Origin of the sequence: Pantoea sp. GbtcB22 (genome assembly GCF_019091025.1) — a bacterium.
Taxonomy (GTDB): Bacteria; Pseudomonadota; Gammaproteobacteria; order Enterobacterales; family Enterobacteriaceae; genus Pantoea; species Pantoea leporis.
Genome location: NZ_JAGXKB010000010.1, coordinates 38,713 through 61,378, shown reverse-complemented (window position 1 = coordinate 61,378; position 22,666 = coordinate 38,713). Strand labels below are relative to the sequence as shown.

The 22,666-nt window shown below is 51.3% G+C and carries 26 protein-coding genes; 7 read left to right on the top strand and 19 right to left on the bottom strand.

Going from position 1 to position 22,666, the window contains the following annotated elements:
* Positions 1-9: 9 nt before the first annotated feature.
* The gene (gene traL / locus KVT28_RS22595) at positions 10-306 is read right to left on the bottom strand and encodes a type IV conjugative transfer system protein TraL (RefSeq protein WP_217550230.1); all 297 of its coding nucleotides are present in this window, start codon (positions 304-306) and stop codon (positions 10-12) included.
* 9 nt (positions 307-315) lie between these two features.
* On the bottom strand, positions 316-645 hold the full coding sequence (locus KVT28_RS22590) for a type IV conjugative transfer system pilin TraA (RefSeq protein ID WP_182058953.1): 330 nt from the start codon (positions 643-645) through the stop codon (positions 316-318).
* Between the two features lie 283 nt (positions 646-928).
* Here KVT28_RS22590 and KVT28_RS22585 point away from each other — a divergent pair, with 283 nt between their 5' ends.
* On the top strand, positions 929-2,260 hold the full coding sequence (locus KVT28_RS22585) for a hypothetical protein (RefSeq protein ID WP_217550228.1): 1,332 nt from the start codon (positions 929-931) through the stop codon (positions 2,258-2,260).
* A gap of 47 nt (positions 2,261-2,307) precedes the next feature.
* Here the strand turns inward: KVT28_RS22585 and KVT28_RS22580 are convergent, their stop codons facing one another.
* On the bottom strand, positions 2,308-2,709 hold the full coding sequence (locus KVT28_RS22580; protein ID WP_217550226.1) for a hypothetical protein: 402 nt from the start codon (positions 2,707-2,709) through the stop codon (positions 2,308-2,310).
* A 394-nt stretch (positions 2,710-3,103) separates the two neighbouring features.
* On the opposite strand from KVT28_RS22580, the gene KVT28_RS22575 reads away from it, so the two are divergent.
* Positions 3,104-3,601, top strand: a complete 498-nt coding sequence (locus KVT28_RS22575) for a lytic transglycosylase domain-containing protein (protein WP_217550224.1) — start codon at positions 3,104-3,106, stop codon at positions 3,599-3,601.
* Positions 3,602-3,860: 259 nt separating this feature from the next.
* On the opposite strand, the gene KVT28_RS22570 is transcribed toward KVT28_RS22575, so the two are convergent.
* The 3 genes from KVT28_RS22570 to KVT28_RS22560 all read right to left on the bottom strand — a co-directional run bounded on the left by KVT28_RS22570 (position 3,861) and on the right by KVT28_RS22560 (position 7,227).
* On the bottom strand, positions 3,861-4,715 hold the full coding sequence (locus KVT28_RS22570; protein WP_217550222.1) for an LPD29 domain-containing protein: 855 nt from the start codon (positions 4,713-4,715) through the stop codon (positions 3,861-3,863).
* Positions 4,716-4,779: 64 nt separating this feature from the next.
* Entirely contained in the window at positions 4,780-5,097 is a 318-nt protein-coding gene (locus tag KVT28_RS22565) for a hypothetical protein (RefSeq protein WP_217550220.1), read from the bottom strand.
* Positions 5,098-5,949: 852 nt separating this feature from the next.
* Entirely contained in the window at positions 5,950-7,227 is a 1,278-nt protein-coding gene (locus tag KVT28_RS22560; RefSeq protein WP_217550218.1) for a hypothetical protein, read from the bottom strand.
* A gap of 701 nt (positions 7,228-7,928) precedes the next feature.
* Here KVT28_RS22560 and KVT28_RS22555 point away from each other — a divergent pair.
* Both KVT28_RS22555 and KVT28_RS22550 read left to right on the top strand, forming a co-directional pair.
* Complete coding sequence (locus tag KVT28_RS22555; protein WP_254633617.1) at positions 7,929-8,495, top strand: hypothetical protein; 567 nt, start codon at positions 7,929-7,931, stop codon at positions 8,493-8,495.
* 339 nt (positions 8,496-8,834) lie between these two features.
* A complete protein-coding gene (locus KVT28_RS22550; RefSeq protein WP_217550216.1) occupies positions 8,835-9,575 on the top strand; it encodes a metallophosphoesterase in 741 nt (246 codons plus the stop codon).
* 43 nt (positions 9,576-9,618) lie between these two features.
* On the opposite strand, the gene KVT28_RS22545 is transcribed toward KVT28_RS22550, so the two are convergent.
* Entirely contained in the window at positions 9,619-9,933 is a 315-nt protein-coding gene (locus tag KVT28_RS22545; protein ID WP_217550214.1) for an ASCH domain-containing protein, read from the bottom strand.
* A 495-nt stretch (positions 9,934-10,428) separates the two neighbouring features.
* Here KVT28_RS22545 and KVT28_RS22540 point away from each other — a divergent pair, with 495 nt between their 5' ends.
* Positions 10,429-11,097, top strand: a complete 669-nt coding sequence (locus KVT28_RS22540; protein WP_217550212.1) for a hypothetical protein — start codon at positions 10,429-10,431, stop codon at positions 11,095-11,097.
* 122 nt (positions 11,098-11,219) lie between these two features.
* Here KVT28_RS22540 and KVT28_RS22535 read toward each other — a convergent pair whose 3' ends face one another.
* The 6 genes from KVT28_RS22535 to KVT28_RS22510 form a co-directional block, all read right to left on the bottom strand.
* A complete protein-coding gene (locus tag KVT28_RS22535; protein ID WP_217550211.1) occupies positions 11,220-11,522 on the bottom strand; it encodes a hypothetical protein in 303 nt (100 codons plus the stop codon).
* A 559-nt stretch (positions 11,523-12,081) separates the two neighbouring features.
* Positions 12,082-12,465: a hypothetical protein gene (locus KVT28_RS22530; RefSeq protein WP_217550209.1), complete on the bottom strand. Its 384-nt coding sequence runs from the start codon at positions 12,463-12,465 to the stop codon at positions 12,082-12,084.
* A 211-nt stretch (positions 12,466-12,676) separates the two neighbouring features.
* Positions 12,677-12,907: a hypothetical protein gene (locus tag KVT28_RS22525; RefSeq protein ID WP_217550207.1), complete on the bottom strand. Its 231-nt coding sequence runs from the start codon at positions 12,905-12,907 to the stop codon at positions 12,677-12,679.
* A gap of 45 nt (positions 12,908-12,952) precedes the next feature.
* Positions 12,953-13,579, bottom strand: coding sequence for a hypothetical protein (locus tag KVT28_RS22520; RefSeq protein WP_217550205.1), 627 nt, complete (start codon positions 13,577-13,579; stop codon positions 12,953-12,955).
* The gene (locus tag KVT28_RS22515) at positions 13,566-14,045 is read right to left on the bottom strand and encodes an antirestriction protein (RefSeq protein ID WP_217550203.1); all 480 of its coding nucleotides are present in this window, start codon (positions 14,043-14,045) and stop codon (positions 13,566-13,568) included. Before KVT28_RS22515 ends, KVT28_RS22520 begins: the two co-directional genes overlap by 14 nt.
* Before the next feature lie 549 nt (positions 14,046-14,594).
* On the bottom strand, positions 14,595-14,822 hold the full coding sequence (locus KVT28_RS22510) for a hypothetical protein (protein ID WP_217550201.1): 228 nt from the start codon (positions 14,820-14,822) through the stop codon (positions 14,595-14,597).
* A 125-nt stretch (positions 14,823-14,947) separates the two neighbouring features.
* On the opposite strand from KVT28_RS22510, the gene KVT28_RS22505 reads away from it, so the two are divergent.
* Both KVT28_RS22505 and KVT28_RS22500 read left to right on the top strand, forming a co-directional pair.
* Positions 14,948-15,937: a hypothetical protein gene (locus KVT28_RS22505; RefSeq protein WP_217550198.1), complete on the top strand. Its 990-nt coding sequence runs from the start codon at positions 14,948-14,950 to the stop codon at positions 15,935-15,937.
* A 99-nt stretch (positions 15,938-16,036) separates the two neighbouring features.
* Positions 16,037-16,387 carry a hypothetical protein gene (locus tag KVT28_RS22500; protein ID WP_217550196.1) on the top strand — a complete coding sequence of 117 codons (351 nt, stop codon included), beginning with the start codon at positions 16,037-16,039 and terminating at the stop codon, positions 16,385-16,387.
* Between the two features lie 271 nt (positions 16,388-16,658).
* Here the strand turns inward: KVT28_RS22500 and KVT28_RS22495 are convergent, their stop codons facing one another.
* The 6 genes from KVT28_RS22495 to KVT28_RS22470 all read right to left on the bottom strand — a co-directional run bounded on the left by KVT28_RS22495 (position 16,659) and on the right by KVT28_RS22470 (position 22,583).
* The gene (locus tag KVT28_RS22495; protein WP_217550194.1) at positions 16,659-17,123 is read right to left on the bottom strand and encodes a hypothetical protein; all 465 of its coding nucleotides are present in this window, start codon (positions 17,121-17,123) and stop codon (positions 16,659-16,661) included.
* A 589-nt stretch (positions 17,124-17,712) separates the two neighbouring features.
* Complete coding sequence (locus tag KVT28_RS22490; RefSeq protein ID WP_217550192.1) at positions 17,713-18,789, bottom strand: hypothetical protein; 1,077 nt, start codon at positions 18,787-18,789, stop codon at positions 17,713-17,715.
* Between the two features lie 686 nt (positions 18,790-19,475).
* The gene (locus KVT28_RS22485) at positions 19,476-19,679 is read right to left on the bottom strand and encodes a hypothetical protein (protein ID WP_217550190.1); all 204 of its coding nucleotides are present in this window, start codon (positions 19,677-19,679) and stop codon (positions 19,476-19,478) included.
* Positions 19,680-19,813: 134 nt separating this feature from the next.
* Complete coding sequence (locus tag KVT28_RS22480) at positions 19,814-20,128, bottom strand: hypothetical protein (RefSeq protein ID WP_217550188.1); 315 nt, start codon at positions 20,126-20,128, stop codon at positions 19,814-19,816.
* Positions 20,129-20,212: 84 nt separating this feature from the next.
* Positions 20,213-20,716 (bottom strand): hypothetical protein, encoded by a 504-nt coding sequence (locus KVT28_RS22475; RefSeq protein ID WP_217550186.1) that lies wholly within the window; start codon positions 20,714-20,716, stop codon positions 20,213-20,215.
* Positions 20,717-21,404: 688 nt separating this feature from the next.
* Positions 21,405-22,583, bottom strand: coding sequence for a DUF4236 domain-containing protein (locus tag KVT28_RS22470; protein ID WP_217550184.1), 1,179 nt, complete (start codon positions 22,581-22,583; stop codon positions 21,405-21,407).
* Positions 22,584-22,666: the final 83 nt, after the last annotated feature.

Here is a 22,666-nt window from a genome sequence, read left to right as displayed (position 1 = left end):
CGGAGAGGGTCAGGCGACCCAGTGCCGTTTGTAGCTGTCGGGCAGGATGCTGATAAAGAAGCGCATCACTGAGGTGGGCAGGCACCAGTACGCAAGGTTGAGAAGATACTGAGATCCACGGCCTTTCTTGAGGTGACGTATTCCAACCACGGCGGCCAAGAGCGTGGGGCCAAAAATCCACATGTTGAGAAAGATGGCCAGCAGTGCCAGCGGCACGTACAGGCAGAACTCATCAGGTGGCAGCCCCACGAACCGCTTTTGCTCGGAAAACGTAGCCGCACAGGTATACCGGTCACGTTTATCCATAAGCAGCCTTTAAGCAGGAATAACGTTGAAGGCAACGTTCACAAACACCAGCAGCGCCGCGATGCTACCGAACAGCGCCAGGTTCTTGGTTTTGATGTAGGTGAAAGCGATGAATGCAATCTCAATCACATAAAGGATATACACGACAGCGGAGTTTCCGCCGAACGTATCCGTAACATCAGTTTTGGCCCCGGCGAAGTAGTCCTGAGCGTGGGCGGGCATCACAGAAACAGCCAGGATCGCCAGTGCAGAAAGCAGCGCGGTAGTACTCAGTTTTTTCCACGCTACCGCCCCTGCCTTGCGGCAGTAAGTTACAGACGAAGAGAGAGAGCCCTTCATAGGTTTTTTCCTCAGTTAGAGATATAATGATCAGTCGGTTGAACTATCGTTTGTCGTTGTCCTGATGGACTTAAGTCAAATTTTGTTCTTTCTGATTACGCCTCCTTTACATATCTATGGGATTGAAACAGAAACTTACGATTTCTTAACTGGCTGACGTTTTTTTACGCTCCACGATCACACACTTCAATATAAGTTATTGATCTTACTGATCAATTTCATTTATCGTTAAGGTGAGCGATTTCACTTAAGTCACTAACCGATTGAATGGAAATGAAAAATCATGGCTGAGACTGCCGATTTGGTTGTTCATATCGCCGATCCGGCGGGCGTCACGGCTGAGATTTTTAGGACAAATGATGAGGCCGACTTAAGTAACCTTCTGAACGAAGCGTTGCTGCATTACATACGCGATCCCGGCTGGTTTGAGGTCAACACACCGAAAGGCCACTTCTACGCCTGCCAGCTCGTCACCTACCCTTTCCTGTCCGTGCTGAGTAAATATGCCTATTCCTCTCAGGTGAAAATCCTTGCTGAACGCGTAAGGAAGATTATCTATCCCTATTATTCAGACACTGTTGTGCCGGACGCCTGGATACTGATAAACCGGGATTTAGTCACCCCGTTACGCCGCCCCACGGTGAACCTCTGGCTGGCGCGTAAATTAAATAACAGCCTGAATAAATCCGTGTTCATCGAACCGGATGCAGAGGCTGAAAATAAACATGACGCCCCTCCGGTAATATCCGCGCTGCCTGCACCGGCAGTAAAAGACACACCGCCTTCCAGGCCGAAAAAAAGAAAAGGCGGACCCGATCCCGAAAAAGTCATGGCGCGTGTCACGCTGGGCTGGCGCGTCAGGGATATCTGCGAAGAACAAAAATGTTCTGAAGGCTACGTCTATAACCTGATTAAATCCCGCAAGGGAATGTCGGCGATGGCGTTGCGCTGGAAGCAGTGGGAGTTAATATCGGCCATGTATCACGCGGACCCGAAAATAACCGTTGATGAAATCGAGAAGACTTTCGGTATCACCCGCGCCGCCGTGTATTACGCTGTCCGAAAAATAGCGGAACGCGACGGTAAAGCTTTAACGCCCCGGGAACGCGAAAAGAAGCTGACGCCCGGTGATGCTCAAAACATTCAGAAAAAATTAGAGGACGGAGCGCTAAGAAAAGATATTCTCGCCGAGTACGGCATTACCGCAGAGACGCTGATTAAACACATCGGCACGCGCGAGGATTACCGACCCGTTCCGGAAGAATTAAAAGAACAAGTCATTCGGCTGCGCGTGCAGGGAAAAACCTTGCAGCAGACGGCGGATATTCTTGGTGTTACGGTTTCCACAGTGAAGGACGCCTGGAAGGAAAAGAAGCATTCGCCTGACATTCAGGAAAAGCGGGTTAAATACGATAACCGGAACCCTCTTTCTAAACGCGACCGCGATCAGGCCGTCAATGCTGTTTTAATCGACGGGCACACCCGTAAACAGATTTATACCCAATACGGTATCAATGCGCTGACCCTGCGACGCTATATTCGGGAAGCGCAGAAGAGAGAACTCAAAGCGCTACAGGAAAAGGATGACAATTCGAAAGACAGTGATAATAACTGAGTAATCAAGTCTGGTGCCGGAGAGAAAGAACCAGACACAATAAAGGTTTATTTAAAATACTCCTGCAACTTTCCGGCAACGCGTTCGTTCACAGCCTTAACCCACTCAGGATCAAGAACCATTTCATTCTTAATAACCTTGCTGGGATCAACAGTTTCCTTCTGGACGCCGAAGATAGCGTCAGTGATAAAACCGCTGACGAGAACGTTTTTAGCAATGAATTCCAGCTTCTGGTCAAGCGTTTTCTCAGAGGCATCTTTGTTGATTTTATTTTCATAAACCCGAAGTCCGAGCTTGAACATTTCCATTACGAATGCCGAGCGATTGGCCGTATCGCGCGACTCACCGTCTTCCAGTTTTTTTTCTAAGTGCCCGTCGATCTTTTCCAGCAGGGAAAAAGGGATCGTAAGATTTACCCGATTACGCTTACCTGAATTATCGTCATTCATATTTGTTTCTCACTCTCATTTTTATTTACGCATCAGAAGAACACATCTGACCAGTTCATCTGGAAGGATTTATGTCGGCTTCCTTGAACAACCATCAGGTAACAGGCCCCTTTAAATTGGGTAACCATATGGAAACCATCTAACCTAAAAATATTCTAACCTACTGATATAGTTATAACAAACCCTCTGGTAACCTTAAAAAAACCTTCTGGATTCCAAAAGGTTACCATCTGGTAACTAAACATCAGCCTAAATTCTCTACGATTTCACGTTAACTCACTGATCTGGAATGCATAATTAGACAAATATTAATTTGCGAGTGGTGTGTAAAAATCACTTTCTTATGATATTATTGAGAGCAACAACCTTTGGCCTTTTCAAAACCGGAGCCGCAATGCGACTATTTTGGTACGCTGCTGCCCTGCTGGTTACAGGCATTATCCCGACCAGCGTAAAAGCGGACTGTTTTTTTAAAGCAGGTGAATGGTACTCCATTGATCCGGATTACCTTCGGGCTATCGCCTGGCAGGAATCGCGCTATAACCCGGCGGCCGTAAATACCAATTTCTCCAAGGACGGGAAACCGGGAAGCAGCGATTACGGCATCATGCAGATTAATACGGTCACCATGCGCGGATTACAAAAGGAATACCCGGGGCTGAGCAAAGAAAAGCTGCTGTCCGATCCGTGCCTCAATATTTACATCGGGGCGATGCTGCTGCGACGAAATTTCAATCAGTACGGAACCACGTGGCTGGCGGTGGGAATGTACAACGCCGGAATGAAGAATATCCCAGTGACGATCAAGAATCGCTATAACTACGCAATGATCATCGACGGGCATTATAAAGGGATCAAGGCCGGAAAGATCCCCCGCGTGCCCGTGGGCTGATGCCCGTTATCTATTTCTCCTGTAGGCGAGAGAACAGTTATCCACTTCTGCGCGCCGGTTAATCCTCAGACAACATTGAACGTCACCGCGCAGAATTGCCCGTGACGGTTCAATACCGGAACTGGGCAACCCGGGTCGCGATATAAAATTTCAAAATTCTCTATACGAGATAGTTATGTAAATCACTTCTCTCTCTCGTTCTTTAATTTTCCGACAGAAAAGCGAGGCAAAAAAATGGAGCCTTTCGACTCCTTCTTACTTACGCTTTGGTTACCGCAAGTATCTTATTTATTTCACCCTGAATGCCCTGACCATGGCCAAAGTAATCCGGACGGATACGCCAGAGTTCGCCAGAATTGTACCGGGCAACAGAAACCTCTTCCCCATCAAGCAGGTGATCGTATTTGATTTTAAGGATCCCGATAGCCTGCAGTTTCATTGCGTCTGAGTAATCACGGTCAACAAAGACATAGCCTACCCCGCCATAAATTTCATTGAACGGAGACGAGCAGGAAACAGACATATCCTGCATCCCGTCAAAATAACTGTCCCGGTATTTCCACGTTATCTCTTTTATCTGCTCTTCCGTCGGGCCATCTGTCCAGTTCACGCTGACGCTGTCATAACTTCGCTTGCGAACAGAAAATTTAACGCCCGGAAATTTCGCCTTCAGCTCTTTGCGAATATTTTTCGTCACCTGCACCGCTCCTTTTTTCTCCTGCGACAGGTCTGAATATTCCGGTGCGGATTTCATGCGTTCACATTCAGCACGATATTGTTGCTCTTCTGCCTCCCGATCCAGTTCTTCCCGGCGCACTTCCGCTTCCGCATTTTTAACTATGCGCTCAACTTCTTCCGGCGTTTTTATTTCCGGAAATATACTCCACTGCCTGCCGTGCAGAATGCTTTCGGGCAGCCTCCGGGATATTGTTCCGCTCTCGAACGCAATATCAAAAGTGGCATTTCCGCCATATGAAACTACACCTGAAAGCGTTCCCACTGAAGCCGTTTTCTGCTCGCCGTGGATGGCAAACACCACCCCACGACCGCGATTGTAGAGCACCGTACTGACAACCTGACCAATGACTACTGCCTGCGCATTTTGCATTTTCATTTCAGTTTTCCTTAAGTCGGTAAAGATGAAAGCGCGACCCGCTGAGGCAGGCCGCCGCACGCTTTCAGAAAGGGATCTCGTTAAGTCCGGCATCAACGCCACTGGCAGTTTCCTGATTTGCACGCTCAGGATTCAGGGCTTTCTCTAGCGTGAGAAAACCACGCGCAACGTCACTGGCCTGGTAGTGATCAAGCCCAGCCTCAATCGCCGCATCGAAGGCCGCCAGAAACTTCTGCACTTCCTCGTTCCGCACCTCAGAAGCCCGACGGATATACTCCCGGCTGGCCTTCTGATATGAGTCCGTGCGATAAAAGACCTGCTCACGACTGGCAATGAGATAACGCCCGGCAGTGTTCTCTCCCATGTCGTACAGCGCCGTCATGCCGCCCTCTGAACCCGTCAGACGTGGCAGCGCCCTGTGCCCCGCCTCAATCAGCGCGTGCGCAGGTCGTTTGCACTGACGCAGATTTTTTGGCCGTTAACCCATGTTTTGGAAGATTCTGAAGCGGCGACGTTGACGTTGTTTGTGTGCATGCTGCATCTCCTGTCAGGTGGTTAATTCATGTTTCGGTGAGTTCCTCGCGGCAAAGGGCTGAGAAGTACGGGCAGGCGGCAGTGACCAGGGCGCCTCCGGCGTGCATTTCACCCTGGTGACTGACGAATGACTGTGCTTGGATTCGCCCGCCGCGTGGAAGCTACCGCAACATGACCACCGCGCCGGTAATGAGCAGGCACACACCCGACCGCAACGCGGGCGTCCTTAGCGGCCACGTCTGTTTGTGGCCAGTGAAAGCGCTGGCGAGAGCCAGCTGCAGGGGTTGGATTGGCCGTTGCCATCAGACCCTAGCCGTCAGGCCCGAAACGCCGCTTCTGGTGGTTCGGCGGAGCTTACCGGCTTGCCGGTTAGCGCAGTCGGGCTCGACGACCCGGCCTGCCGGGGAGCCGAAGGGGGCCATCCGTTTGTTGATGTTTTGAGATTTAATGACCAGGAAACCGGAGAAGCAGCGGCTGCACACTACAAGACTTAACCGCTACAGAAAGCAGAGAGAGAAGTAAGAGAAATGAAAGAGATAAGCGACAACGTAGAGACAGCGCCCCGCACAGATAAAGCGCAGGCGATGGGGGTTGACCGGTGCGTCAGCACCGGTGTTCTCCGGCCCGCAGGGCCGCCCGCTTTTGAGAGCGCCTGAAGCGGGCAGGATTTCCCCCCGCCCCGCTCCCGGCTGACCTCATATTAGTGAGCAAGTCTGTTTTCATACAGGTTAGAGACAAGAGAATCCTTTATGTCTTCCCAGACCATTTCTCCATTATCACCAAACAGCTCAGTGACAATCTCTCTCGTCAGGAGCCAGGCACAGATCACCGCCGCCGGGATCTTCGGGCAACGGAGTGACCAGTCTGTGACTGATTCGCTCACGTGCCCGGCAATGCTCAATGCCACGCTGTGCAGCGCTTCAAAACGATCGCTACGGGATAACTGCGAAGTGCGGTCGCTCAGTGCAATCAGAGACGTCATATCAGCCGCCATAAACGGCGATAAACCACGGGTGTTAAGCCGTGCACCCCACGTTTTGTGCTCGGGACGGACAAAGGCAGCGAGCGCCGCATTAACGTCTGAGTTGCCCAGCCAAGACGCATCAACAACCGGTGCACCTAATTTATCTGCCTGTACGCGAAGCTGACGGGCTGTTTCAAAGTTGTCCCAACCTGATTCCATTGCGGCTTCCTCGCGAAGCACCTGCTGCTCTTCTGCGATGCGGGCAATTTCGACGGGATCGGTGACGTGCGCATACCAGGTCATCTTTCTCGCATCCCCGGTCAGCACTCTGCGGCGCTCGCTGTCATGGATGATGATAATGCGCGGAGAAAAACTGACCGGCCCCATATCGCGCCCGAAATCGCTGTCGTAATAGTCGTGATCTTCTTTGCGCGCGTCCCATTCATCTTCAAGCCAGGCAGCGGCAGCAATAGCCATTGCCTCAGCAATACTCCAGGCGCGTCCCAGATGCATGGTGCTGTCCCGCCAGTAGGTGCCGAAAATCGGGTCGTCTTCCGGATACTCTGCACGGCCTTCCACGTCCACACTGAATGGCTTCTGTTTCTCCGTTTCAACGGCAACAAATTTTTCACGCCCACCAGCTGCCTGTTCTAAAAACGTTTGCAGACCTGGCAGCGTACGCGGATGGATATCCCACCAGAAAATGCGGCCACAATTGATTGCCAGCGCCTCAACGGACTTGACCATTTCATAAACTGCCTCAGAGTTAACAGCCCCTATCTCTGACAGGCTTTCAACGGTAATGGCCGCATCACGCGCGCAGTAAAGCAGATCGTTCTCTTCATCCCACTCAACACCCAAGTGATCCAGTGAATCAAACATGAGCAGCTCACCCTCAATCCCGGCGAGACGAAACAGCAGGTCATTTTTACGCTCAAGCCAGAGCGCTGTCGGGCTTTTCACCCATGTTTTGGAAGATTCTGAAGCGGCGACGTTGACGTTGTTTGTGTGCATGCTGCATCTCCTGTCAGGTGGTTAATTCATGTTTCGGTGAGTTCCTCGCGGCAAAGGGCTGAGAAGTACGGGCAGGCGGCAGTGACCAGGGCGCCTCCGGCGTGCATTTCACCCTGGTGACTGACGAATGACTGTGCTTGGATTCGCCCGCCGCGTGGGACCAACCGCAACATGACCACCGAGCCGGAAATGAGCCGGCACACACCCGACCGCAAGGCGGGCGTCCTTAGCGGCCACATCTGTTTGTGGCCAGTGAACGCGCGGGCGCACGCCCGCTGCAGGGGTTGATTTGGTCGTTGCCATCAGACCCTAGCCGCCAGGCCCGAAACGCCGCTTCTGGCGGTTCGGCGGAGCTTGCCGGCTTGCCGGTTAGCGCAGTCGGGCTCGACGACCCGGCCAGCCGGGGAGCCGAAGGGGGCCATCAGGGTGGTAACGCTTTCAGGTTGAATTATTAGCAAACCGGGGACGCAGCTGCTGCACACAACAAGGCTTAACTGCTAAAGAAAGAAGAGAGGCAAGAGAGAGAAGTTAATCACAGTAAAGATAATCGAGAGACTTCGCCACGCAGAGAGTTAGAGCAGGCGAAGGGAGATGACCGGTGCGGCAGCACCGGCTTTGAGCCTCTATTTTAAGCCCAAAATCTGGAGTATTCCCTGAGTTTGCCGATAACAGCAGTGATTTGTTAGAGGGAAATAATCGGTATGCTGTTATTCAGAATAAAAATTCTACCGCTGGCTGCGATAATGTCTGTTCCGACACTGTCCGGCTGCAGCGCTTTACTCCCACTTGATTACAAAGATTATTCCGGGAAAGATGCCGCGACGTTGGTCGTCCAGCACAGAAAAGGTGAGACAGGTACGCTGTATGTCTCCTTTTATGAGAAAAAGGGTGCGTGTTATGACAGAGTCGAGCGCTACGAACTGGATTCCAGCGTATTCGGTGCTGTAGGCAGCGTGATTTCACGCAAGATCCCACCAGGCAAATTAGTTGCTTTCCAGCAAATCCACGGCGGCGGCAAATTCGCTAAGATTGATGGTGATATGAAATATAACCATGACGGTTACACCGAGATCCAATGGATACCCCTGATCCCACAGCCCGGCAAGCGTTATTATGTGGCCCTGAACTACGGTGCCCGTGAAATCCCGGCTAACTACAGCATTACGACGAATACCGACCCGAGCAAGGTGTTCAACGAGTTTAAGAACGAAATCAAACCCAACTGGGATGCCAACCTACGCTGTCCACATCTTATTGGCGGCAGTTAAAACCGGATGAGCAATATTCCGTGGCCCGAAACGCGCCACCGCGATTCGGCGGAGCTTACCTGTCTGCCGGTTAGCTCCGTCAGACTGACGCCCCCACTTGCCGGGGATCCGAATGGTCATCGCCATTACCTGGCACCAATAAGAGATAATCAGGAATTAATGGGCCATCTGCGGCATCATCGCAGTAGCCTGAGGTCAAGCTGAAACAGCGCGGATAAGCCTGTAAGGTATATCAGGCAAGCCTGACAGCCCGTACATACATGCTATGTTTTGTGTTACTTCTACTCGCCCTCCTCAGTCCAGTTCTCGCTGACCGGAACCCACCCTGGTAAGGTTGCCATGCTCATCGCACAGATTACTGATATCCATGCCGCACCAGATAACGACCATCTGAACCGTTTTGAGCGTGTGCTTTCATGGTTGAGACCTTTGCAGCCAGATATACTGGTGCTGACCGGTGATCTGACAGACGGGAACTGGCCGGAAGGATACGCACAGATAGCAGCGATGCTGAATACGCAGTCTTACCCTGCGCTTGTTTTACCGGGTAATGCGGATAACCGCGACCTGATGCGACAGGTGTGGGGAAAGGATCATTGGGAACTGGACGCTGCTGAAGACGCAATGCATTTCATTCACAATGCACATGGTATGCGTCTGATAGGACTGGACACTTCAGTCAGTGATGAAAACTACGGCGACGTGACAGAGCATCTGGACTGGCTTGAGAAGAACCTGGCTGCGGAAGGTGATACACCAGCGATGGTGTTTATGCATCATCATGTCTTCACATCAGGCATCCCTACCCTCGATGAGACGATGTGCCGTGGACTCAGTGGATTAGAGGCGGTTATCAGGCGGTCCCCAGCCAGGCTGTTAGAGATTGCCTCTGGCCACGTTCATCGCCCTGTCGTTGGCACCTTTGCCGGTATTCCGGCGAGTATCTGTGGTTCTGTCTGTCCGGCAAATCCATTATGGCTGGGTTCAGATACCGTGCCTGCTGCGCATGAGCCCCCGATGCTGATGATCCACCGCTATGAAGGTAGAACACTGAGTAGCCACCACGTGTGCGTGGCGTGATGCATGCGTAAATTACAGCCGTGCACCCGGATGGAATTCAGGTTCAGACATCAGGCAGCAAGTGGTGAATAACCTTCACCGTTGAGTCCATCTCAATGGCAGGATAGTGTTCACGCATGCCTTGCAGCAGCACATCATCCGGCCACTCCTTCGCTTTTCCCATCCTGTCAGCAACATCGGACAGCTTTATTGTCTCAACGCACGTAACCACCACCTGTATCGTATCGGAGGCATCCTGCGTATTCACGTAAAGCATAGGGCCGGGCACAATTTCAGGTTCGCGCCAGCGGATGGTGTGCAGCTTATGCCCTGCTCGAACCTCCGGTAACAGGCGCGGGACAATCATCAGACTCTGCAAGAAAAACTCCTGTGACTGACATCCGGTTCTCAGCCTCAATAACAAAATGTGTGATGTCAGAATAAAGATAAACGCACAGGCGCTGAACCTTTTCAATCCTCTATCAAAGACCGGTCAGCGTTTTAAGCCTTTCTGGGTTTTGCTGCCCCATCCGGAACAGTAACACCGTCTGGGCATTCGGCCGGGTACGGCCCTGGTCCCCATTCTGGTGTGAGGGTGGCTGGTGGACGCCTGGCTACCCTAGGGGATTTGAGCGTGATGTTCCCTTCCTGATAATCCCGGAGCTCCTGCATCCCCTGCAACAACTCGCCAAAAATATTGCGTTCAGTCATTTCTCATCCTCTGTAGATGACGTTGAGCGCAGCAAACTGAGATGTGCGCTGATCTTGAATGCATTAGCAGAAGGGCTCATTTAATGGAGCCGCACTGGATTATGCATTCGCCGGATTGTGTTCTATCTTAATTGACTCATTTTTCTGGGATAAAAGGAATTTCATGAAATCACTACATCTGCTGATGTCAGTCACGTTACCGGTCATGCTTGCTGGATGTGCGACGCCACCCGCCCCGCTCCCCACCGGGGTTGAATACGTTAAACCTGCTCCTGGTGAGACCAGTACCGCTTACATGGGCGATCCTGTTATTAAATCCACGACGGCGCTTGTCGGGGACGCGCTGGAGTTAGGCAGCGCTAAAGGCAGCTTTTCCATTGTCTCGGCCGGGACGTATTGTCATGTCAGTGGAGACGTATACCGTAACTTCGCCAACCCACTGGCTATAGGGCTGGTTAACATCTATGGCAGCGTCGTGATGTACAAAGACTACGTCACCTATGATGCCGCTAAGAATGCGGTTAGTCTCCCGAACAACACAACGTATGCATCGTCTGAGATATCCATCAAGCGCGTGCCGGATGGCGTCTGTATGGTGGGTAACACGACCGTTAAAAGTATTGATTACAACGGGAATGCAGGCGGCGTAATGAAATTCACCTACCGTGAGGCGTCGGCCACACGCGGAGAAACAGCGACCGACTTTACCATTGATGCTAAAGGCAATGATGTTATCACCTATAAAGGCGCACGATTTAAGGTGATCAGCGCGGATAACACATCGATAAAATACACCGTGCTGTCCGGTTTTACCCGCAAGGACAAGTTCTGAAACTGACACGCTGAGGCGTCAGGGCTAAAAAAGCAGCATCCTGCCTGACGGGAGTTCACGGGGAAGTTATTCCAACCTGGTAACGCTTTACCAGAGGTGTATTTTCGCCGCTGTAACGCCCCTCAATAGAAAAACATCGGGAAGAGCCAGTAAGCCATGACACCGCACAACACCACCTCCACCAGCGCAATCACAAAAGCAATGGTACCCAGCACGGTGATTTTTCGGCGAAGCATGTACGTCAGCCCGGAAAGCACGGCGCTGAACAACACGACTTTAAGGATGTAAGACAGCGGTACGAATGCCGGGTGTTCTGTATAGATGGCCAACTTGCGCATGATGCCGAGTAAGACCCCACCGCAAAAGCCCCATCCCCAGAACGTATTCGCCAGACTCAACTGACCGGTAACCAACTTTTTCAACAAAACGAGATCCCTTTTGTGATTTTAAATAGTGCGCTACGCCCCTAAGTCCATCCGTAACGCAAGAAGCCATCATGGGTTATCGACCTTTGAGCGTATTGGTTTAGCCGAATCGTCCCCAAACGTACTTGCTGTCGTTTCAGGTGGCGGTCATCCAATCTGAGGCGTGGACATCATTCGATAGATCATAAATAGGGATAATTGAGTGAGTCTCGAAAATCAACCTGCCGTATTGCCATCAGACCCTAGCCGCAGGCCCGAAACGCACCCGAGCGGTTCGGCGTAGCTTGCCGGTTTACCGGTTAGCGCAGTCGGGCTGACGACCCGGCTTGCCGGGGAGCCGAAGGGGGCCATGAGTTATGAGACAGAGCTGACACTGAGACAGGAAGGAAGAGACAGAACCCTGTGTCAGCACCCACGACATCTCTTATGCCGCCATTAAAGCCGAGATACAAAACCGAAAGCGGATCTGAAAGACCGGGATGTTGAGAGATAAGCGCTGCGTAAAGAGAGGCGCGGTGCGACAGCACCGCCTGTCTCTGGGCCGAATGCCCGCAGGGCTTCAACGGCGGCGGAACATCTGCACCGACATTAAAAGCAGGTAGACACCCAACGCCATAGAAGCGAGCATGATGGCTGAATCATACGTACCAATTACGGCATAAGCCTGATCACCCGCCTCTGTAACAGATTCATTATTGCTCCACAGCCAGAGGCCATACCCGAGAAAACCCATGCCTCCCAAAGGTATCAGCAGTTTCAGTACGGCCATGAAAGCATCATCACCCGCTGCATCGCGTGCTCTGGAGCCAAAAACGCGCGCCACGACAAAACACAGCACCATGCCTGACCAGTATTCAAACGGATTTAACGCCTCTGGAAACGCATAGGCAAAAACCACGCCATAAATACCGCTCAGCACGGCGGCCAGGAACAGAAAACTCATCGCAATCCTCTCATTACAGTTTTTTCAGAGGTCAAAATCCTCTGCACTCACCCGTCGTGTTACTGTAAGCCCATGATACATATAAACATCGTCACTGAACATAAAATGACCCGTGATTATCGTCTGAAAATGCCGCCCTTCTCATGTGCGGACCTTTACTACTGGAGAAGTATCCCCGCACGCTCGGGCGGCATCACAGACACGAGCACCATCACGGCAGGTGCATATCCCCCTGCTCTTCGCTAATAAGCACAAAGTAACGGTGCCGCTGATCCAGCAGGTATTCCCGCGCCTGTTCGCTTATCCACGGTCGCGCCGCCTCTGCGGTGTAGAGGTTATAGGAATGGCATTCTGCTTCGGTCATGACGTGCCCGGTCCAGGTCACATAGCCGGGTTTTAACGGATTTTTAATTGCCTCTGCCAGTCGTTCATGCGTAGTCATAGCTGCCTCCTGTTGCCCCCGCAGCGCACTGCAGGGGATCGCTCGTTAACCTCGCAGGCGTGAATACTGCCAGTGGCAGAACGGGCTCTGCTCATGTGCTTCCGGCAGATGCGCCCGTGCATATTTTTCTAAGCCATCATGTTCTGACCAGAACAACTCCAGCGCGCTCACGGTTAACACGCCGCTGACCTGATAGACATTCGTGCTCTGAAATTCGCGGTTTTCCGGGTGGTCCTCATTTCCAAGGGGATTGGCTGAATGCACGATCCGCGTTTTATATGCCTCGGGTGCCGCGCCTGCTTTGGAGGCGTAAACCGTGACGGTGACCTGCAACTGCTCCAGCGGCTTGATCAACAGCATCTCGGTTGAGGACACATACTTATCCGAGTCAAAATCCGCTTTCTCACGCGTAAACGTGGCGGCCGCCAGGTATTCAAGGTGCATAGCAAAATCGGTCCGCAGCGCGGCGCTGTTGACGTTGAAATCGGGCCGGTTAATGACAAAAAGATGGCGGCGCAGACTGCGGCGAATGGCATCAAAATCGACACCGGAACGTTGAGACTCTTTAACGGGCATGGCAGGTGATGTCATGATGAAATCCTTTATGTGATTTGCCTGAACCAGAGGCGCGCCCGCGCCCCTGCTGTGGGTTGTGTTATCAGTCAATGGCACGAAAAATCGCACTCCCCTCTTCATGCGCAGCGGCATAGGCTTTAAGCGCTTCTGCCCGCTCGTTGAGCACATCGATAAACGGGTCACTGGCGTTTTTAACCCACAGATGCCAGGCAACATGGTTCAGCGTAAACAGCATGGCGGTGATCCCTGCCGCCTCAGCGGTCATTTCGCCGCGATAAAAGTTCGACGGGATCGCCACCCGCTGCTTGCCCTCATAAGATGGCACGACAAAGCATCCGCCATTGTCCGTGGTGAAATACTCGAAAAAGCAGCTCTGGTATTCCGGGCAGTGGTTTCGGAACCAGTTGATGAGCATCCCTTTCGCCTGCCGGACATGGCTGCTGAAATACAAATTAAAAAAAGCCGGACGCTGCAAAATCCCTACCCGCGTTGCCTGGATGGGAGTGTCACCCGATGATTCTTTAGATTCTGAAGCCGTGAAGTTGATGTTCTGCTGTGACATGTTGCTTCTCCTGTTTGCGCTTAATTGATGTTTCTCTGAGTTCCTCGCCGAGAGGGCAGAACAGGCGCGCGGGCATCAGGCAGAACGCAGGGGGAAACGGCAAAGCCGCAGCCCGGAGGGACCGGGTGACGCCGTTTAGCGAAGCGACCCTTGCGTGAGGCCGCCCGTGTGGCAGGTTTCTGCACGGCGAAGGGGCTCAGGAGAACAAAACAGGACAGTAGGTGATGAACAGGGCACAGCCCCGGACGGCAGCAGTACGCCGGTCCGGTCCTCAGCGGCCATAGCAATATGGCCAGTGAAGGCGCTGGCGGACAGCCAGCTGCAGGGGTTGACCTTGGTGTTGCCATCAGACCCAAGCCGCAGACCCGAAACGCGCCCGAGCGGTTCGGCGAAGCTTAACGGCTTGCCGGTTAGCGCTGTCGGGCTGACGACCCGGCCTGCCGGGGAGCCGAAGGGGGACAGAGGAATCAAAACGCCGTCATGGATGATAAGAGGCAGGATAAGTGGAGGAATACATCAGCATGAAGGCCGCCCTCAATACTACAGAACTCATATAACCATCAATGAGACTCGCCATGACAAACGCACCGGCAAAGAATCCACCAGCCTGAACGTCTGTGACGGCCAGAGCTGGCGGAAAGCCATGAGCGGTGCGCCAGCACCGGCTCTATTCTTCCCCTTTTTAAATTCACCACCGCGAAACAGTCTGACCGTTCCCGGGTCATCGTTACACCAACCTGCAGATGCTTTATTCATCAGCCAAATTAAAGATTTCATATCCTTCGCCGATATCACCTTGGTCTTCGTCTGTGATGCGTTCAGGGTCAGCGCTGATTGCAGTACCCCTCAGGACTGATTGCAGGCCGCCACCGAAAAGCCAAGCCTTACTCTAAAGGGAACTCATGAGATTAAAATACGCAGCACTCTTATTCGCCGTGGCCATTACAGGCTGTGATAACAAAAAAGACGTGATTGGTTGTTCGTCTGAAATGACCCAGTCAGCCCTCATGGATTTATTAAAAAAATCTGCTTATGAAGGGCTATCCGAACTGGTCGACAAATACCCTGACGTCACTAACCAGACCAAACGCAGCGCGTTAGACAAGATCAAACTGGTCATCTCGGAAATCTCCACAACCTCAAGTGACTCGGGCAGCACAATGAAAACCTGTGAAGGTACCGTGACGATTACCCTGCCTGCGAACGAATACGCTCAGCTATCTGATGATTCCAGAAAAAACTTTAACCGTAATCTCGACAAGCTAATGGAAAGCCTGTCGCTGGATAACAACGCAAACGCATTCTCAAAACGCATCTCCTATACCGCGCAGGCGACCGACGATCAGAAAACCGTTTTTGTAAAAGCGTCTTCGGAAAACCCTATATCAGTGGGTGCCGCTTCACTGGCATCACTGTCCATCATCAACCCGATCGTTGAGCAGCAGAAAATCCAGCAGGCTAAGGATGCCCAGCAGCGCCAGATTGAAGCACAACAGCAGGCACAACTCCGGGCGCAGCAACAGGCGAAGTATGAGGCGGATCAGCAAATCCAGAGACAGGCTCAGCTTCAGGCGCAAGAAAAAGCTCAGCAGCAGGCGCAGCAAAATACGCCACAACAATCCTTCCAACAGCCTCAGCAGCAAAACGCTGGCAGCCTTGATCAGTCCCGAATGGCGTTTGCGAATGCCGACTCGGACCTGAATACGGCCTGGGGCTCGTTAGCACCAGCGAAGAAAAAGGAGTTGCTGCCCTCTCAGCGTCAGTGGATCAAAACCAAGGATGCCATGTGCGGCAAAGTTTCCATGCAGGGCACAGATGCTGAAGTTAAAAAAATGGTCGACTGCCAGACGCAAATGACGATTTCACGGGTCGCTTTCTTCAGAAACCAATAACTGAAGCCCCTTTAGGCTGGTGGCCGGTGCCTCGCTGGCACCAGCTATCTGCAGGGCTATTCCAGCCGTTTCTAATCAAAATAATTTTAAGGACATGAAATGATTCAGGTTCGTGCGTTTAAAGTTGCAGTAATAGCCTCCTTGTTTACTCCGTTATTCTTACATACAGCCTCAGCAGATCCCGACAGGGACTTTTCAAAAGTTGATTGTAACAGTACGAAAGTGAGGGGGATGCTCCTCGAGACTTACAATGATATTAAGAGCAACTCAGACGATCCTACTGTCATTGATTTGTATGACCAGACAACGTTAGCAGGTGGGGTGAATAAGCTGACCTGTTTCGGGACCTATGAGTTTTCCGACGGTGATAAAATCAAGATGACGTACAAACTGTACAAGAACAGCATCGGCCAGTTCATCAACAGCTTTGAGCCTGACACTAATAGCTAATGATTGTGGTGTATGACGTCTTGGTGTTAGCGGCAATTTGCCGCTAACCAGAACATACAACCCATGAATTAAACGGAAATGACTACGACGTAATGCATTCTGCCTAGTGATGTGGTGCTCCGGTCACCGAAAGCGCAGAGTGAGCAAAATCAGAGAGCAGTTCGCTCTCCGTCCGGCGCAACATGAATCCGTCATTTACCGATGGCGTTGCAAATGACACTTTCCTTCAGTCCGCACCTTGCGCTACATGACAATAAGCTAAATCACACGGTCAGAGCTTCTTACCTTCAAGATGGCAATTATAAGATGTGCCACCGTGTTCATGGATAAACCAGTTTACAGCCTGACCGGAGATACGGTTGATTGAGACCTTCGACATAGTAAGCCATTGCTGTTTATCTCTGGATACTTCGATTGTGTATTCAATTTCTCTGTCATTGACTGTCGGCCTGGCAACCTTAAACCAGGTATCATCCCGCCCCAGTGACTCACCATCAACCGTAACGATCACGGCCTCGGTAAACCATGTGGTTGTCAGTCCGTTTTTTACACACGTACTGCCAGCCTGAGCTTTCATGTTGAAACAGAGTTTGTTCTGAGACAGATAGAGAACAGGCCAGATGCCGGTGGCTGAACGGTCATTTTTTGAAGCAGGCTCACAGACGATCATATTTGTCGCGGCGGCCACATCTGCTAAAGGCAAAGCTAACAACGTTAATAAGATAATGCGTTTCATATACCCGAAATCCTTGTCGATAAATTATTTGTAAGCCATCTCTCCTGCACTCTCTTCAGGCTTTTGAGACAGACCCTGTAGTGACTATCGGCTGTTATGTGCGGATCATTAACCAGTTAAGCCAAACTGAAGGGAAATCTACACCTGTTCAAAGTGTCCCTGCGCTATAGATGGGCCAGCGCTTTTAGCGTGTCGGGATTTTGCTGCGCCATGCGTATCAATAACACCGCCTGGGTATTCGGTCGGGGACAGCCCTGCTCATGGTTTTGATAGGTAGCTTCACCTGTGTGGAGAAGCTGTGCAAATACCGCCCGGGGAAGGTTCAGCTTTTACCGGACGCTGCGACGTTCATCAGGTGAGATAGTTGCTGGTGCCCGCTGAGGAACTTTGTAAGGTTTGAGAAGGACGGATGAAATCGTTGATCCGACAGCACGACCCCATCCCATTCTGTCGATTAGCCATGTCCTACTCGTTCACCGGTCATTTCAATAATCAATATCCGGAGTTAATGGCTCCGGACAATACAGAACATCAGGTTATTTACGCCTGCTGCCAGTTAAATAGCGACATTGACGCAGGTATTAACCTTTCATAGTTTAAGATTATTCATCAGATTTACAGAGAATGTTTTTTCTAATTTTTTCTGTGAAAATGAAATGCTATCAAGTTCCGTATACAAATCACAATATATCCTAAATCGTTTATAGGAAGTGTATGTTTCAGCATGCTCCAGTAAATGCTGAATTACAGTGGACAACCCTGCGGTCTGTGGTGCAACCACTGCCTTGGAAAAATCCCCAAGCGACACTTTCCTTTTAAATAAAGACGGTTCTCTAAAACTACTATTTAGTAATTTACTCCATGCATCATTCCAATCATCAATCACATCCTTTTTTTCTCTTAGCCCCTTACAACGAATTATCTCCGCACTGTATAGCGAACCACTGGCTCTTAACTCTTTATAATCCTCTCTGAGCTGCGCAACAACATCTATCGAGTGTTCCTGGCTTAAGGATTGATCAATAACTAATGATAAAAAGGGAGGGACGTTTTCTAAATAATCATTGAACTCCTCTCCTAATGCTACAGAAACTGATTTAATCAGGGACTGATAGTGAGTGTTTAGTTCATTTACCTTATTCATATGAAAAGGTAATGTTTTTGGCTGGTAACCATCAATATCACGAAGAGATAGTGGAAGAATAGCACAGCATTTTTTTAGATCGCTGATTTCATTGATTAATGATAACTGCCACAGCCTTAACCATGAAAATGACAGAAAACCTTCACTGGCCATCTGGTTGTACTCTTCTGGATCATAATATCCAGAATGTTGTGAAAACCATAAGTAATCATCATTTTTTAATGAATCCATATCAGGAAAATTAAGTGACAAATCGATGGTCAATCCTTTGGTCAGTTCATCTGAATTCAGAAGTGAACTTGATTCAACATATTCAAATATAGATTGATCGGGATCCAGCTTTTTTAGTACAAACTCGTCTTTATATCTTTCTGGAATAACAACCTTATCAAACATTATGTATGCATCTAAAAAACCCGAGACACGCGACATCAACTCTGAAGACCACTCAGAGATATAGCTGCGAGGCATAACCCAGTACAGAAACGCATCTATTGACCAAAAGGGAATCGTTGTTTTCATATCACTCCATACTTTAAAAAATGAAACCACAATGAAATAAAGTGAAAAGTCATTTCAGGATTTAGCCGCCCTTGATTGTCATGTTATATCGCTGGGAAAACGATACGACAACTGAAACGTTTTGGTTTAAGTGATCTTTTACTTATCTGCCTACTGTATGATAACAGCCAACATTCTCTTTTCGCTTCCAGCGCACTTTCATTAATTTCTACAGGAATAACCGGGACAAAAAAACCGTTTATTGGCGCAAATCTTACTGACTTTACTTCAGACGTTCGCCATCAGACCCCAGCCGTCAGGCCCGAAACGCACCCGTGCGGTTCGGCGAAGCTTACCGGCTTGCCGGTTAGCGCAGTCGGGCTGACGACCCGGCTTGCCGGGGAGCCGAAGGGGGCCATCAGTCTGTTAATACTTATAGCTTTTCACAGGTGGGAACCTGCGCAACAGCTGAGGCACCCTGAAAAGATTAAGATCAGCAGGAAGAAAGGAATTAGAAGCAAGTCAGGAGTGAAGCAACATTCCAGAGAGAGCTGGCGAAGGGGTTTGGGCGGTGCGTCAGCACCGGCTTATCCCGGCACGAAGTGCCGCCCGCTTTCAAGGCCGCACCCGCTACGGGCACTGGCCAGCCTGATAATCGGCACTAAAAAGCCCCTTTCAGGGCTAGTGATGTTACTCAGTGAACAGCATCAGTGACCCAGCGCTTTCATGGCAAACACCGTGACCGTTGCAACAGCACCGATCATGCCGCTCGCTATCGCGACAGGATACCAGAACGTTTCACGGGTCAACTTGCCGGCTTCCGCATTCAGCTTTTGCGTTTCTGCCATCAGCTTAGCGATTTCCGCGTGAATTTTATTGGTGTTCAGCTCGTTCATATCGGTCGCCGACATTGGTTTTCCCTTTTCGGGCAGGGTCGCAGCCTTTCTGCGCCCTTCTGTCATTATATCCCGATGGTCTGCCCTGCACCACGCCACCGGATAAAGTTTAATCAGGCCAGTTTCCTGGCCTGCTGCGTTCAGTTCGGCTACCAGCGATGGGCGATCATGCCTGGCATCAGCCGGTAGCCCACGTCGTACTCCAGCACCGCGACGGGCCAGTTATCTCGCAGGTAAATCCGCAGCCCTTCAGGCTCCTCGGTTGGCTCATGAATGACGCTGCACATGCCAAGCTCCTCCCACGGCACGGCGCTGAATCCGGCAAAGGTTCCCGCTTCGCAGATGTACGCATACAGATCCGCAAACTGCGCCGCAGTCAGATCCTGCAACGGCTCCTGCCCTGCTCCACTGGCGGCAAGGTTTACATCCGGTGTCGCCTGTGCGACGATTCGGTTATCAAACATGTCGTTACTCCTTCGTGATTGATGTGACCGATAAGAGTTGCCGCTCGAACCGGTCGTTAAGAGAGCAGGCTTATGCCTGCTTTTTTAATGCGCGTTTTCCGCCGCCATCGCCAGCACGGCATCCAGCACCAGATCCGCGTGTTTTTTCCAGGCATAGTCCCGGCACTCGAAATAACGCCCGCGAATATGCGCGAAAATATGCGTCACCTTCCCGGAATACATTTCACTGCATTTGAACGTCTCGCCTGCGGGTGAGGACTGCCAGTCCAGCGGCGGCAGCACGGTCAGCTGATCCATCCAGCGCGCTTCACTCACCTCCTCCCACGGCCTGAACAGGCGCGTACAGAACAGCGCATCCGCTTCGGATTCGGTCATCAGCACCATGTCGGCATACTGCACCTGCAACTCTTCCAGGGTTTCAAAGCTGAAAACGGACATGGTGCTCCCGTCGTTCAGCGTGATCGCCTCACTGAAAATTTTTCCCGTATCGATCCGCACAAACACCCGCTCCTCAGCCTGTGTGTTCCTGCCCTTAACCCATGTTTTGGAAGATTCTGAAGCGGCGGTGTTGATGTTCTGTGTGTGCATGCTGGTGCTCCTGTCAGGGGGTTAATTCATGTTTCGGTGAGTTCCTCGCGGCAAAGGGCTGAGAAGCAACGGCAGGCAGCAGAGACAAGGGCGCCGCAGGCGTGCACTTCACCCTTGTCTGTGATGAGTGTCGGTGCTTGGATTTGCCCGCCGCGTGGACAGTTCGCAACATGACCACCACGCTGGAAATGAGCAGGCACACACCCGACCGCAACGCGAGCGTCCTTAACGGCCACGTCTATTAGTGGCCAGTGAAGGCGCTGGCGTGAGCCAGCTGCAGGTGTTGATGTTCGCCATCAGACCCCAGCCGCAGGCCCGAAACGCCCCGCGCGGTTCGGCGAAGCTTACCGGCCTGCCGGTTAGCGCAGTCGGGCTGACGACCCGGCCTGCCGGGGAGCCGAAGGGGGCCATCTCCATGAAATGACACAACGAAGCGACGACAGGAGCAAAGTGGAATGTGTAGCAGCGGCAACATCATCGCAGCAGCCGGAGGGGACCGGAAATAGAACGGATAATCGCTACCCGGAGTATTCGCGTTATCTGATGCTAACTGGAGCTGCCATGGCCCCTGAATTCAAAGATTCAGTCAGGGGACAGTAGATTGCGGAGTTGGGAAGGCAACGCTCATAACAGGGAATACGTGCGTCTGTTTATCAGCGTTGCCTCTTGAGGCGTATCTGGAGATCAGTCAGCGCACAGACTGTTTAGTCTGTTCAATAAGGCCCATAAAATCTTCCACAAAGCGCCTGGCAACCGCTTCATTCGATATCATGTACTCTTCGTGCACGACGGATTTGAAGCGAATGCTCATCGTGCCGTATATCGCCCAGGGAATGGCATAGTTGTCGTTGAACCGCTTGTCCGGCCCCCCATTTTTGTTTGCATACCGCCACGTATTTCCATCAACCTGGCTGTCTGCCGGCACGGGATCAGTTTCAGCGAACCTTGTACGCCCGTATTCTAAATTGATATCTGAGATGGAAACGACCGCAAATTTTGATTCGCTCTCGATGAGCAGGAAACCCGGGAAGATATAGACGTCCCCTCCGTTGCGGTTCTCCAGATGCGGAACCAGCGCGAACTCGTCATTATTCGAGGCGGGTAAACATGACGGTCTGCCCAGACTGAAGGTGACCGGCTCACGGGAAACCTCCTGGTCAGCCTGAGTACGCTGCTTAAATTTATCGGTCTGTTTGTAGGACAAGATATCCCAGATTTTTTTACTCCGGGACACTTCTCCAAAGGACCGCCTCAGCGCACTGTAGTACGCCAGTATTTTCTCATCGCCCCCCCAGTCAAACATGACACCCGTACTTTCGAGCGCAGCCTGTCCGTTATTGATCTCTTCACCGGCTGCACTGGCTTCTTCCGTTATCGAAGCGAGCTTCTTGCTGAAGAGGCTGCGCAGGACGATCATGCCGTAAAAACGTGCCTTTTTATCGAGCCTGGTTTTATGCGCATGTAAATTCTGTAGGGTCTGAGTAATCGTCTGACGCGTCATTTCAGCCTGATTTATCACATCCGCAAGTTCAGACATCCCCATGTCACCAATCACGTCTATATCAGCACTCGCAACAGGCGTGGCCAGACGATCATCGTAACCAATACCCGGGGAGGGAAGATTACCGGGGTCTGAATCATAGAATGTATGCCCCTGAGAGGAGCGAGGTCTGGGTTTTTGTCCGCCGAGTTTTTGACTGTATGACAGACCTGAACCTGGAATACCGAACGTGGCCCGGGCTCCATTTCTGCCACCAAAATTCAGCATGGCGCCAGGGGCTCCTAACGACCAGCTGGTTCCGCTTGACGACACGTTGAGATAAAGCCCCGGCGCAATTTTAAGTCGCTTTCTGAATCGTAATCCCATAATCCCTCCTCCATGACATTAAGAATAATCTTAACGACATTACTCTGATGAAGGAAGCATTCGGGCTTTGCGTTCACTGAATT

Excerpts from the sequence above, each read along its gene's own strand:
- KVT28_RS22550 (WP_217550216.1), top strand. The coding sequence starts at position 8,835 with ATGCTCATCGCACAGATTACTGATATCCATGCCGCACCAGATAACGAC.
- KVT28_RS22585 (WP_217550228.1), top strand. The coding sequence starts at position 929 with ATGGCTGAGACTGCCGATTTGGTTGTTCATATCGCCGATCCGGCGGGC.
- KVT28_RS22590 (WP_182058953.1), bottom strand. The coding sequence starts at position 645 with ATGAAGGGCTCTCTCTCTTCGTCTGTAACTTACTGCCGCAAGGCAGGG.
- KVT28_RS22580 (WP_217550226.1), bottom strand. The coding sequence starts at position 2,709 with ATGAATGACGATAATTCAGGTAAGCGTAATCGGGTAAATCTTACGATC.
- KVT28_RS22530 (WP_217550209.1), bottom strand. The coding sequence starts at position 12,465 with ATGAGTTTTCTGTTCCTGGCCGCCGTGCTGAGCGGTATTTATGGCGTG.
- KVT28_RS22470 (WP_217550184.1), bottom strand. The coding sequence starts at position 22,583 with ATGGGATTACGATTCAGAAAGCGACTTAAAATTGCGCCGGGGCTTTAT.
- KVT28_RS22495 (WP_217550194.1), bottom strand. The coding sequence starts at position 17,123 with ATGAAACGCATTATCTTATTAACGTTGTTAGCTTTGCCTTTAGCAGAT.
- KVT28_RS22565 (WP_217550220.1), bottom strand. The coding sequence starts at position 5,097 with ATGACGGCGCTGTACGACATGGGAGAGAACACTGCCGGGCGTTATCTC.
- KVT28_RS22510 (WP_217550201.1), bottom strand. The coding sequence starts at position 14,822 with ATGAAATCTTTAATTTGGCTGATGAATAAAGCATCTGCAGGTTGGTGT.
- KVT28_RS22485 (WP_217550190.1), bottom strand. The coding sequence starts at position 19,679 with ATGTCGGCGACCGATATGAACGAGCTGAACACCAATAAAATTCACGCG.
- KVT28_RS22490 (WP_217550192.1), bottom strand. The coding sequence starts at position 18,789 with ATGAAAACAACGATTCCCTTTTGGTCAATAGATGCGTTTCTGTACTGG.
- traL (WP_217550230.1), bottom strand. The coding sequence starts at position 306 with ATGGATAAACGTGACCGGTATACCTGTGCGGCTACGTTTTCCGAGCAA.
- KVT28_RS22575 (WP_217550224.1), top strand. The coding sequence starts at position 3,104 with ATGCGACTATTTTGGTACGCTGCTGCCCTGCTGGTTACAGGCATTATC.
- KVT28_RS22570 (WP_217550222.1), bottom strand. The coding sequence starts at position 4,715 with ATGAAAATGCAAAATGCGCAGGCAGTAGTCATTGGTCAGGTTGTCAGT.
- KVT28_RS22540 (WP_217550212.1), top strand. The coding sequence starts at position 10,429 with ATGAAATCACTACATCTGCTGATGTCAGTCACGTTACCGGTCATGCTT.
- KVT28_RS22515 (WP_217550203.1), bottom strand. The coding sequence starts at position 14,045 with ATGTCACAGCAGAACATCAACTTCACGGCTTCAGAATCTAAAGAATCA.
- KVT28_RS22500 (WP_217550196.1), top strand. The coding sequence starts at position 16,037 with ATGATTCAGGTTCGTGCGTTTAAAGTTGCAGTAATAGCCTCCTTGTTT.
- KVT28_RS22560 (WP_217550218.1), bottom strand. The coding sequence starts at position 7,227 with ATGCACACAAACAACGTCAACGTCGCCGCTTCAGAATCTTCCAAAACA.
- KVT28_RS22525 (WP_217550207.1), bottom strand. The coding sequence starts at position 12,907 with ATGACTACGCATGAACGACTGGCAGAGGCAATTAAAAATCCGTTAAAA.
- KVT28_RS22555 (WP_254633617.1), top strand. The coding sequence starts at position 7,929 with ATGCTGTTATTCAGAATAAAAATTCTACCGCTGGCTGCGATAATGTCT.
- KVT28_RS22505 (WP_217550198.1), top strand. The coding sequence starts at position 14,948 with ATGAGATTAAAATACGCAGCACTCTTATTCGCCGTGGCCATTACAGGC.
- KVT28_RS22475 (WP_217550186.1), bottom strand. The coding sequence starts at position 20,716 with ATGCACACACAGAACATCAACACCGCCGCTTCAGAATCTTCCAAAACA.
- KVT28_RS22480 (WP_217550188.1), bottom strand. The coding sequence starts at position 20,128 with ATGTTTGATAACCGAATCGTCGCACAGGCGACACCGGATGTAAACCTT.